The following is an 11211-nucleotide window of genomic DNA, read 5'->3' as shown; positions in this document are numbered from 1 at the left end:
TCTGAATTGAAGCCCCGGTAAACGGCGGCCGTAACTATAACGGTCCTAAGGTAGCGAAATTCCTTGTCGGGTAAGTTCCGACCTGCACGAATGGCGTAACGACTTCCCCGCTGTCTCCAGCAGAGACTCAGTGAAATTGAATTCCCCGTGAAGATGCGGGGTTCCTGCGGTTAGACGGAAAGACCCCGTGCACCTTTACTATAGCTTTACACTGGCATTCGTGTCGGCATGTGTAGGATAGGTGGTAGGCTTTGAAGCGTGGGCGCCAGCTCGCGTGGAGCCATCCTTGAAATACCACCCTTATCTACATGGATGTCTAACCGCGGTCCGTTATCCGGATCCGGGACAGTGTATGGTGGGTAGTTTGACTGGGGCGGTCGCCTCCTAAAGAGTAACGGAGGCGCGCGATGGTGGGCTCAGAACGGTCGGAAATCGTTCGCTGAGTGCAATGGCATAAGCCTGCCTGACTGCAAGACTGACAAGTCGAGCAGAGACGAAAGTCGGTCATAGTGATCCGGTGGTCCCGCGTGGAAGGGCCATCGCTCAACGGATAAAAGGTACGCCGGGGATAACAGGCTGATGACCCCCAAGAGTCCATATCGACGGGGTTGTTTGGCACCTCGATGTCGACTCATCGCATCCTGGGGCTGGAGCAGGTCCCAAGGGTATGGCTGTTCGCCATTTAAAGCGGTACGTGAGTTGGGTTCAGAACGTCGTGAGACAGTTCGGTCCCTATCTGCCGTGGGTGTAGGAATATTGACAGGATCTGTCCCTAGTACGAGAGGACCGGGATGGACGTATCTCTGGTGGACCTGTTGTGGCGCCAGCCGCATAGCAGGGTAGCTATATACGGAACGGATAACCGCTGAAGGCATCTAAGCGGGAAACCGACCTGAAAACGAGTATTCCCTGAGAGTCGTGGGAGACCACCACGTTGATAGGCCGGGTGTGGAAGTGCGGCAACGCATGGAGCTTACCGGTACTAATAACTCGATCGGCTTGAATCATTCTCATTGCTTATGCTCATCGCAATTGTCCTTGCGGATGAGCGCGGCAAAAGCCGCTATCCTGCGGACGGCACGCGCAAAAATGCGCGACGGCCGCTTGGCCTTGCGGGCTTCGCCCGTGTCGGCATCAAAAAAAACCAGCTTCTCGATTACATGCGTTTCGCCGACCTGGTGGTTATGGCGGGGCGGCTGCACCCGTTCCCTTTCCGAACACGGCCGTGAAACGCCCCAGCGCCGATGGTACTTTGTCTTAAGACACGGGAGAGTAGGTCGCTGCCAGGTCTGCAAAACGCATGAAAATCTTCTCAGAACAAAGCCAAAAACGACAAAGGCCGCAACAAGCGGCCTTTTGTCATGAAAACAGGCAGGAAAACGCAAAAATCTTGACGCGGGGTGGAGCAGCCCGGTAGCTCGTCAGGCTCATAACCTGAAGGTCGCAGGTTCAAATCCTGCCCCCGCAACCAGCGATAAAAGCACCCGTTCATCCTCTGGATGAGCGGGCTTTTTTTTGCCCGAGGCCAGGCTGAAAATACCCGACAGGTCGCCCTCCTGCCACAGGTCAACCTTGCCGTCCGCGCCAGGTGAGGCGACGATCTCGCCAATCAACGAGCAGATATCATCGCCAGCCTCGAGGCGCAGGTCAGCTCACCTCGATCGCCTCCTCTTTGACCGAGAGGACAGTTGATCTCGGCACCTTCGGCCCGGTTGCCAGATCGGCCACCGAGAGCCACTTCTTCCACTTTGAAACTGCCTTCTGGGTGAATCCGTAGCGCTTCATCAGAGCCTTCAGGTGCTCCTGACTATCTTGTATGCTCGACTGGCCGCCGTTGCCGTGGTGAATCAGGTCCATCCTGCCTCCGTCGATGCAAGTGATCCGGATGCTCATCACAGCCCGAAATAAAACATTCAAAATCCGCATTGGGTGTTTTACCGCGCCGCGTGGGCGCCGTGCAAAAACAACCTCACCACCATGTCGACATGGCGCTCAATGCCTTTTTCTGACAACCCTGTTTCTCCAGTGAGCAAAGAGCGGGTCTGGAAGGCGCCATTCAGCATTCCCGCAAAGATAGTGGCGGCTGTATAGGGGTCTTCCAGCTCCAGATCTCCGCGGCGGTTGCAAAGGGCCAGATAGTCTCCAATACGAGACTGGAACGCCAGGGGACCGGCCTCAAAGGCACGTTTGCCAAGGTGCGGCCGGGAAATGGCGACCGAGACAAAGCGATGGATGACGGCAAGCAATACGGGGTCAGACATCCGCTTGAGAAAGGCGCGTCCCAGGCGGGTCAGGTCAGCTTCGATGTCCCTGCCATCCAACTCGATGCTCTGAGGGACATGCTCGTCAAGAACTGTTTTGACGAGATGCTCCATCGCGGCTTCGAACAGTCCTTCCTTGTCCCCGAAGAAGCCATAAATGTCACGACGCGACCCTCCTGTGCGGGCAATCACGTCGCCCAGAGATGTCTGGTCGAAACCGTTCTTCAGAAAGAGCTCGGCTGCCACGGCGACGGCCTGTTCGCGGCGGGCGTCGGGAGGGCGGCTTGAGTGTGGACTGTCCGGTCTCGTCATATCGAGTGATCCAATGATGAGCGTGGTTGACATGGTACTACCTGATACCATATGCGTTATGCAATATGGTATCCATCGGTACCAATTTCACAAAGGGCGCATCATGCGTGTCGGAACAGCCGCACTCATTTGCACTATCGCATTGGCTCTCGGGGCCTGCCGTCAGGAGGAAAGCGATAACACTTCCACGGAGCCCCGCGCGGTGCGCGTGATCGAGGCACGGAGTTATCCTGCCGGTCGGCTCCACCGCTTTCCCGGAGTGGTGGAGCCGCACCAAATCACCCGGCTGGCCTTTGATGCTGGTGGGAGACTTGGCACGGTCGAACTGGCAATCGGTCAGAGGGTGATGGCGGGCGAGGTCTTGATGCAGCTCGATCCGGACGATTTTGCGCTGCGGCTTGCCCGCACGGAGGCTGCCCTGTCGGAAGCACGAGCGGCGCTCAGGTCTGCCAATGACGAGGCTGCGCGGCAACGTAAACTGTTCGCACGCAACGTTGCTTCGCAGGCAGCACTGGACCGTGCCACAAGCGCGCAGGATCAGGCGCGCGCACGGGTGGATCAGGCTGAACGTCAGCGCGACATCGCCGGGGAGGCTCTGGCCGATACCACGCTTCGCGCCCCATTTGATGGGGTGATCAGCGCGGTGCCAGTCCAGAGTTTCGACAGCGTGCAGCCCGGCCAGCCAGTGGTCGCTCTCTATGAGGCGGGGCGCCTGCGCGTACCGATCCTCGTGGGCTACGATGTCATGACCCAGTTGGAAATCGGACAGAAGGTCGAGCTTCACCCCTCCCTGGAGCGCTTGCCAGAGCTTTCCGGGGTTGTCGCCGAGATTGGTCAGCGCTCGGAGGTGGTGTCCGCCTTTCCGGTTCTGATCGAGCTGACCGATGCAGATGAGCACGTTCGCCCCGGACTGGGGGTCGAGGTGCGCGTTTCGCTGCCGATGCCCGAGGCTGCCGAAGGGATCGTGCTGCCCGTAAACGCACTGGCGACCCACCTCATGACCGCCGGGAGTATGAAGGCGCGACGTGGACTTGTTTTTGTGGTTGGGGAGGCGAACCAGCTGGAAGCGCGCGAGATTTCTCTGGCGGGGTTGGACGGATCCCGTCTGGTGGTCGCATCCGGCCTTGAGGAGCGTGCTTTGGTGGTTGTTGCAGGTGTCCCCTTCCTGCGTGCCGGGCAAAAGGTGCGTCCGATGGAGCCGCGCCCGTGACCGCGCCTACCGCATTCGCCATTTCCCGCGAACGGCTCATGCTTTTGTTGATGGGACTTATCCTGGCGCTCGGGATGATGTCCTATCTGACGCTCCCTAAGCGGGAAGACCCCGAGATTACCATTCGCACGACCCTGGTGATGGCAACCCATCCGGGGCTGGATCTGGCACAACTCGAAGAGTTGGTCGCGCGGCCTCTGGAGGAAGCCACGCGAGCGATCGAAGGGGTGGACGAGATTCGCACCCGGATCGGCATGGGCACGGTGGTTTTGGAGGTCGATCTTGAAACCTCGGTCCCGGAAGCAGCGATCCCTTCGGTTTTCGGCGAAATCGAAGATGACCTTGCCGCTCTTGCCCCCACCATGCCCGAGGGCACGCGCGGGCCCTTGATCAATACCGATTTCGGCGCGGTCTCCATCGCGTCCATTGCTCTGACGGGCCCCGACTTTTCGCTCTCGGAGATCAAGGATCAGGCCGAGGTGTTGCGGGACCGGCTTTACGGGAAGGAAGGTATTTCTGCCGTGGAGGTGCACGGAGTCCAGGACGAACGCATCTGGCTTGAAACGCGCTCGGAGGCCCACGGCAACATCTACACGCTGCTTCCCGTTATAGCCAAAGCGTTGCAGGGGCAGAATGTGAGCCTTTCCGCCGGATCGATTTTGCTGGATGGGCAGCGCATGCCGGTGGAGATCAGTGGCGAGTTGCGCAATGCGGACCAGATCGCTGATCTGCTGGTTGAGGTGCCCGGTGCCGGAAAAGGCGCAAGACTGGTTCGGCTCGGCGATTTGATCACGGTGCGGCGCGGGACAGTGGACCCGGCGGAACGGCCTGTCTTCCACAATGGCAGGCCCGCAATCCTGCTGTCGGTGGAAATGGCAGCTGGCGAGGACATAACCGTGGTGGGCGACATGCTGCGTGGGGAACTTGATGCCTTCGCCGCCAGCTTGCCGGTGGGTATGGCAGCGGAGCTATCCACGTTCCAGCCTGCGGTTGTTGCCGACTCCGTCAATGAGGCGTTGGTCAACATGGGGCAGACCTTCGTTGTCGTACTTTTCGTTATGCTGGCCTTTATCGGCTGGCGGCAGGCGCTGATCGTTGCAACCATAGTGCCATTGGCTGTGGGCTTCGCCTTTGCCCTGATGCCTGTTGCGGGTGTGGTGCTGCAACAGGTCTCGATCGCGGCGATTATTATCTCGCTTGGGCTTCTGGTGGATAACGGCGTGGTCATCATCGAGGATATGGACAGTCGCATTCGTGAGGGATCGAGCAGGACCGATGCCGCCCGCGCCGCCGGGAGCCAGTACACACTGCCATTGGCGATAGCCTCGGTCACCACTGCCGCTGCTTTTCTGCCGCTCTTCCTGCTGGATGGGACCGAGGGGCAGTATGGGTATTCGCTGGGGGCGGTGGTGGCGCTGATGCTTACCGGATCCTTCATCGCCGCAACGAGCTTTCTGCCAGTCCTTGCCATCCGGTTTCTGCCTGAGCCGAAGGCCACTCCTGCTCCGGGCATTCTTGAACGGCTCGGGACGGGGTACGGGCGGCTGGTCCGTTTGGGTTTGCGGGCGCCCTGGGTCATGGTTTTGCTTTGCCTTCTGGTCGTTGCTGGCGGTGTCAGCCAGATGGGGAAGGTGCCTCAGCAAATGTTCCCCTTGAGCGAGCGGGCACAACTCCTCGTCTATTTCGATCTGCCACGCGGCAGCGACATTTCTGCTACGGAGTCGGAGGCGCTGCGCTTTTCCGAATGGCTGCGCAGCAACGAGGAGGTGACCTCTGTCACCTCCTTCATAGGCTATGGCGGGCCGCGTTTCGTTCTTTCCCTCGATCCGGCGGAAACTGATCCCGCCTCCGCCTTCATGGTCGTCAACACGAGCGATTTCGGGGCATCAGAAAAGCTGCTCCCTCGCGCCCGCGCGGAATTGGACCGAGCCTTTCCGGATGCGCGGGTGCGTCTCAAGCGAGTGGCCATGGGGGGGCGGGAGCCGGGCCTGGAGGTCGCGATTTCAGGCCCTGATCCCGACCGGCTTCTGGCCGCCGCTCATGATGTGGAGGCGGGGTTTTCCAGTGCGCCGGGTCTGACAGAGAATGCAGGGGATTGGGGCAATCGTCGCCTGATTGGCCGCGTGATCGTGGCGCAGGATGAAGCCCGTCTGCACGGACTGAGCACGCGCGATCTTTCCCAGACCATGGCGGGAATGCTGGAGGGGCGGCCCATCTCGGTATTACGCGAAGGCGATTCGCAGATTCCCATCACGCTCCGGCTTGACCCCGAATCCATGGAGGGCCCCATGGCGGTCGCGAACATGACGATTTCGACCTCGGCCGGCCTGATCCTGACCGAACAAATCGCCAGCTTTGAACCGGATCTGGAGTTTTCATCCCTGCGCCGTGTCAACGGGCAGCGCCGGGTCACCGTAACGGCGATTTCCACGGAACTGACCGCGCCGGCGTTGGCCGATCACATCGCGCCCACGCTGGAGCGGTTGCAGGAGGAGCTGGGGCCGGAATACGATATAGCGCTCGGCGGCGAGATTGAGCAGAGTGCCGAGGTGCGCGAGAAGCTCGGCGGCGGCTTCCCTGCTGCAGTCGCCGTAATGCTGGTGGCATTGATGGTGCAATTCAACTCCTTTCGCCGTGTGGTGGTGACGCTGGCCTGCGTGCCTCTCGTGATCGCCGGGGTGCCGCTCGCACTGCTGGCGTTCGGGCAGCCGCTCAGCTTTTTCGGAACGCTGGGGATGATCGCGCTTTCTGGCATCGTCATCAACAACGCCATCGTGCTTATCGACCAGATCGACATAGAACGTCGGACCATGTCGCTGGATGCCGCTATCGCAGAGTCGGCTCGCAAGCGCTTCCGTCCAATTCTGCTGACCTCGCTGACCACGGTTCTGGGACTGATCCCGATGGCGACGACCGGTGGTGGGCTATGGGAACCGATGGCGACGCTCATGATAGGCGGCCTCGGCCTGGCCTCGGTGCTGACCCTGTTTTATGTCCCCGCGCTCTATCGGCTGGCGCTCAGCCGGGAGATCAACGGAGGTCCCCAGGTGTGAATTCTGGATAGGTTGTTCATTCGCATTGAGTTCTTGAGACTGGTTGGTGCGACCGATCACGATAAGCGCGACAGGCCGGTGCGGAGAGTAGATGCCATCCGGATAGTGTTCTCATCCCGATCCCTGGCCAGAATTACAAACCCTGGCGGGCAATGGATGTGAACGAGTGTTCCCGACATTCTTGTTCAGGCACTAAGGAGTGCAGGGGCAGCAGGGTAGTTTATGATGAGACTGATCGACCGGTTTGGCGAACTCGGCCTCATCATCACAGACAAACCGCGCGGATCATCACGCCGATGGCTCCTAGTTGTCGACACACGTTTGCAGATGCGCTTGAATAACGTTATATCATAACTTATAAATCATTCCTCCGCTCGCAAAATGGTTTCACCATGCCTGACACAGCCAAGCCTAACGACCGCCCTCCCGTCACAGTGCCGACAAGTCCGCCGTGCTGAATCAGTTCGCAAACAATCAGGAGGCGAAAGGCCGTGGGCGTCGTCAAGTGCCTGCTGGACATCGCGCTTGATGCTGATCCCGCGCATGATGGAGGGTGCCAGCCTCGCGCATGGAGATGGGTCGCGGGTCGGACGCGCTGTGGTTTCAGCAAGAAGGGGCCGCTTGGAACCGTCGCCCTGCTGCCGGAATGGGGTCGCTGTGACTGTCGGGCGTGAAACACGCCCTGTTGCCGAGGATGAGAGCAAGGGCCAGCCAAGGTGTCCGCCTGTTTCGAAGCAAACTTTCAGGAGAGGTGCGATGACAATGCCGCTATCGGTGCGCAGGAGCAACCTCATGGGGATCGCTCTGTGGCTCGGTGTCCTGCAGGTTGTTTTCTCTACCATGGCGTGGGGAGAAACGCGCACACTCAAGCTGTACTTCGTTCATACGAAGGAACGCGCCACTATCACATTCAGGAAGGATGGACTTTATTTGCAGGATGGCCTGGCCAGGCTGAATGCCTTCTTGAGGGACTGGAGAAACGGTGAACAGACCCAGATCGATCCCCGCCTTATGGATCTACTCTGGGAGGTGCACCAAGATCTGGGCGGCAGGGGGGAAATCCATGTGCTCTCTGCATACCGGACGCACGCGACAAACAATATGTTGCGTTCACGCAGCAGGAACAGCCGCGTAGCAAAAGCGAGCCAGCATACCCTCGGCAAAGCCATAGATTTTACCATTCCAGGTGTTTCCCTGAAGGCGATCCGCGATGCTGCGCTTCGGAAGGAGGCCGGGGGTGTAGGCTACTATCCAACATTCATTCATATCGACACCGGTGGCGTCCGCCACTGGCCACGGTTAAGCCGCAAGGAACTGCTGGCAGCCTTCCCCGACGGCAAAACCATCCATGTTCCTGCCGACGGGAAACCATTGCAGAGCTACGCAACGGCACTTGCTGAACACAAGCGCAGGAAGTCCAAACCCGATCGTTCCATCACTGTATCACGCAAAACGGTATCGCCGTCTGAAAACCAACCAACCAAGCAATCCCTGTTGGCGCATCTACTGGGGCGTAAGCCGAACGCCACAGAGAACAGCGAAGCTGAGACCACCCCACGCCCCAATGCCTATGCTTCAGTAGAGCCTACGCGCCTTTCGATGGGAGCCGGGCCGCAATCGCTCAATGCCGTTGATCCGGTGGTCCATATGCCTGACACGCTTGATATCATCCCAATACCGCGCCCCGTGGTTGGTGATGCTGAGCGCCAGGCAGCCCTCCTGAACGTTCCCGCCGTGGAGCCGGCGTCACCATTACCTGTCGAGAGTGGTGTGATACCGCGTCCTCAACCTTCACCACGCCGCGGCGGTATGGTCATCGCCAACGCGCCCCTTCCTCAGAAGAAACCGGCCATTGTAGAGCACGACCGCGACGAGATTGCCGAACTGGTCGCGGCCTATGCGGCCGTTGCCGATAAAAAGCCCAGTCATGTGCAGAAATCACCGGGAAGCAGCCGGCTTAAAGGTGTTAGCGGGAATGCTCCGCCACATATCAAGGGGACACACCGAAACGCATTTGGCAAACGTTCGCTGCCTGCCTTCATCACTGTGCCACCGGACGTGATGTACCAAAATTCCTTTGGGCAGAAACCGCGGCAGGAAGTAGCCACAGGCCGCTTTGAGGGACGCGCTGTCCGGTTTCTTCCAATCATCCGGTTCAGTGCTGGTTCCCCCGTGGAGCCTCGCTGGAGCCGACACTCCGGGCAATGAGCATTACTACCTGATGCGATGCAGCAATCCATGTTGCATACGAGTGGAGCCTTTCCAAAGTCCTCCAGCATTCTCTTGGAACGAGCGATTCTCCGCGTTCGTGCAGAAGTCACATGATGCCACCTGACTACAAAATACTATAACGACCGGCGGTGAGATGATCCGTTTGTTTTCCTGCACCTGACATATTCTTGCCGTTAACGTTATAACATTAGAAGGCAGACGAGAGGGAGAGATCGATGCGATTATCCAGTCAGCCTGAACCAGGCTGCCGTGGCGACTTCGGGCACATTCGCCACCGCGATACTATGGTCCATTTTGCCTTTCACACGCATTGGCGGCCTTTGACGGCGGTTGTTCTCCTCGCCGCCGGTTCTGCCCTTCTGCTCTCACAGGCAGTCTTGGCGTCGCTCGGGCAGGTTGATGTCATGAGCGCTCGCATCGTCCCAACAAAACAACGCAGACAGGTAAGCACGCCAAAACAGGACAGGCTGAAGATCGAGACCGTCATTGATGTAGCAAAGGTCGATATGATCGAAAGCCGGATTGACGGCTCCTTCGCGCGATACGCGTATCATCGCGCCGCCGTCGATCTGACGGTGATCGATCCGGAAAACCTCTACCGAATGGCCTCGCGAAGGATGCAGTACAACCGCGATGATACCAGAACGCGGGACCCGTTCCACCTGGTACTCCGTGCCGAGGAAGAAGGTCGAACCGTGCCGAAAGCAGCGCCCCTGACCGGCGCTCAGGAAAGCCCGCCATCTCTGGGGGTGCCGATCAATGTGAGCGTCGCCGAAAAGAGCCCGCGGCGCTCCGCCCGACGGATTTTGTCCGTGCCAACGCGGCCGCTGTCTCTGGCAGGCATTGAGAGTGCCTTGAAGCTTCCGGTTCAGGATCGGAACAGTCTGGCGGTCCGTCTGGGGCAATCGGTGATCCGACCAGGTGAGCGATTGGAACTGATCGTTGAAGACGCAGGACAAGATGGATCACAGGTGCGCATCGATCTGGCGAAATTCACGCCGGAGCAAGGCCCCCCGCGGCTTCTCGCGCGTGTAGACGAGGCAACCTTTGCAGAAATCAGGCAACCTTCTGTCTACGAGCGCCTCGTGGCCGAGGCCCTTTCAGGCATGCAGAAGAAAAAAGCCTCGCTGGAAGACCAGAATCTTTCCGGAGAGTTCGAAAAGGCGAAAAGTGAGTTCCCGCATCTCACGACTCTCCTGGCGGAAGCCAGGGTGCCACCGGAGGTATCCGTTCAGGTGGCGACACTGGTACGCTCCAACAATATTGATGTCGCCCGTCACCCACACCTGAGCGCCAAACTCGACTTGGTCTTTCGCACCAATGCGGATGGCAGGGACGAGTTGGTGTCTCTTTCCTTCAATGATGGAAAGTCACGTCAGCGTTTTTTTCGCCACCGGGTTTCCCCGGATGTGGAACCTGAGTTCTTCGACGAGGATGGCCGCTCCGTGTCAAAATTCCTGATGGCGAAACCGGTTCCGGCGGGCCGATGGGGCGACAAGTTTGGCTGGCGCATTCATCCAATCCTCGGCTACCGGAAATTCCACAATGGGGTGGACTTCCCCGCGCCAAAAGGCTCGCCCATTCTGGCAGCGGGTGACGGGGTCATCCAGCGCATCGCCTGGCAGGCCGGCTACGGCAACTATGTGCGCATCAGGCACGACCCTGGCTATACAACCACTTACGCACACCTCTCGGGCACGCCAGAGACGCTCAGGGTCGGCCAGCGCGTCTCTCAGGGGCAGGTCATTGCGTATGTCGGATCGACCGGTCTCTCCACCGGGCCGCACCTTCACTACGAATTGCGTGTTGATGGCCGCCATGCAGATCCCACCAAAACACGCCTTCCGGCCGGGACCAATTTGAAAGGCAAGGCGCTTGAGGCGTTTCGCGATCGGATTGAACACATTGAACACATCTCCGGGCTTATTGATCCCTCGGCACAACCGGTGAATGCAAATCTGGTGCGATAAGGGAAACCGCCGTAGAGGCTGTTCCCTCGACGGTGTGGCTGTTTCTCGACCGGAGCGTCATCGCGTATGAAAAAGACGGCGCATCCGGGCCGCCTTTTCTGGAAGGGAGCAGTGCACGATAGCGCGCCGAGGAAGTGCTGGACGCCGCCCTCGCTACCGCGAGGCACATCTGG

General features: G+C 59.3%; 5 protein-coding genes, 1 tRNA gene, 2 rRNA genes and 1 pseudogene (1 of these 9 running past the window's edge). 7 read left to right on the top strand and 2 right to left on the bottom strand.

Going from position 1 to position 11211, the window contains the following annotated elements:
- The 3 genes from BLW55_RS08335 to BLW55_RS08325 form a co-directional block, all read left to right on the top strand.
- A 23S ribosomal RNA gene (locus BLW55_RS08335) occupies positions 1 to 1007 on the top strand (it extends 1860 nt beyond the left edge of the window).
- A 167-nt stretch (positions 1008 to 1174) separates the two neighbouring features.
- A 5S ribosomal RNA gene (rrf, locus tag BLW55_RS08330) occupies positions 1175 to 1289 on the top strand.
- Positions 1290 to 1394: 105 nt separating this feature from the next.
- Positions 1395 to 1471 (top strand) — tRNA-Met (locus BLW55_RS08325).
- Between the two features lie 179 nt (positions 1472 to 1650).
- Here the strand turns inward: BLW55_RS08325 and BLW55_RS20780 are convergent.
- Both BLW55_RS20780 and BLW55_RS08315 read right to left on the bottom strand, forming a co-directional pair.
- Positions 1651 to 1857, bottom strand: a pseudogene (locus BLW55_RS20780) (IS481 family transposase); the annotation flags it as partial.
- A 77-nt stretch (positions 1858 to 1934) separates the two neighbouring features.
- The gene (locus BLW55_RS08315; protein ID WP_177175054.1) at positions 1935 to 2606 is read right to left on the bottom strand and encodes a TetR/AcrR family transcriptional regulator; all 672 of its coding nucleotides are present in this window, start codon (positions 2604 to 2606) and stop codon (positions 1935 to 1937) included.
- Positions 2607 to 2676: 70 nt separating this feature from the next.
- On the opposite strand from BLW55_RS08315, the gene BLW55_RS08310 reads away from it, so the two are divergent.
- From BLW55_RS08310 to BLW55_RS08295, 4 genes are all read left to right on the top strand, one after another.
- Positions 2677 to 3783: an efflux RND transporter periplasmic adaptor subunit gene (locus BLW55_RS08310; protein ID WP_177175053.1), complete on the top strand. Its 1107-nt coding sequence runs from the start codon at positions 2677 to 2679 to the stop codon at positions 3781 to 3783.
- On the top strand, positions 3780 to 6836 hold the full coding sequence (locus BLW55_RS08305) for an efflux RND transporter permease subunit (RefSeq protein WP_090328185.1): 3057 nt from the start codon (positions 3780 to 3782) through the stop codon (positions 6834 to 6836). The genes BLW55_RS08310 and BLW55_RS08305 overlap by 4 nt, the downstream gene beginning before the upstream one ends.
- 792 nt (positions 6837 to 7628) lie before the next feature.
- Entirely contained in the window at positions 7629 to 9044 is a 1416-nt protein-coding gene (locus tag BLW55_RS08300) for a peptidoglycan L,D-endopeptidase MepK (protein WP_244509022.1), read from the top strand.
- A gap of 428 nt (positions 9045 to 9472) precedes the next feature.
- Positions 9473 to 11038: a M23 family metallopeptidase gene (locus tag BLW55_RS08295; RefSeq protein WP_177175052.1), complete on the top strand. Its 1566-nt coding sequence runs from the start codon at positions 9473 to 9475 to the stop codon at positions 11036 to 11038.
- The last annotated feature ends 173 nt before the right edge of the window (positions 11039 to 11211 follow it).

The sequence above is a fragment of the Nitratireductor aquibiodomus genome (assembly GCF_900105565.1).
GTDB lineage: Bacteria > Pseudomonadota > Alphaproteobacteria > Rhizobiales > Rhizobiaceae > Nitratireductor > Nitratireductor aquibiodomus.
This window is presented reverse-complemented; position numbering and strand designations above follow the sequence as displayed.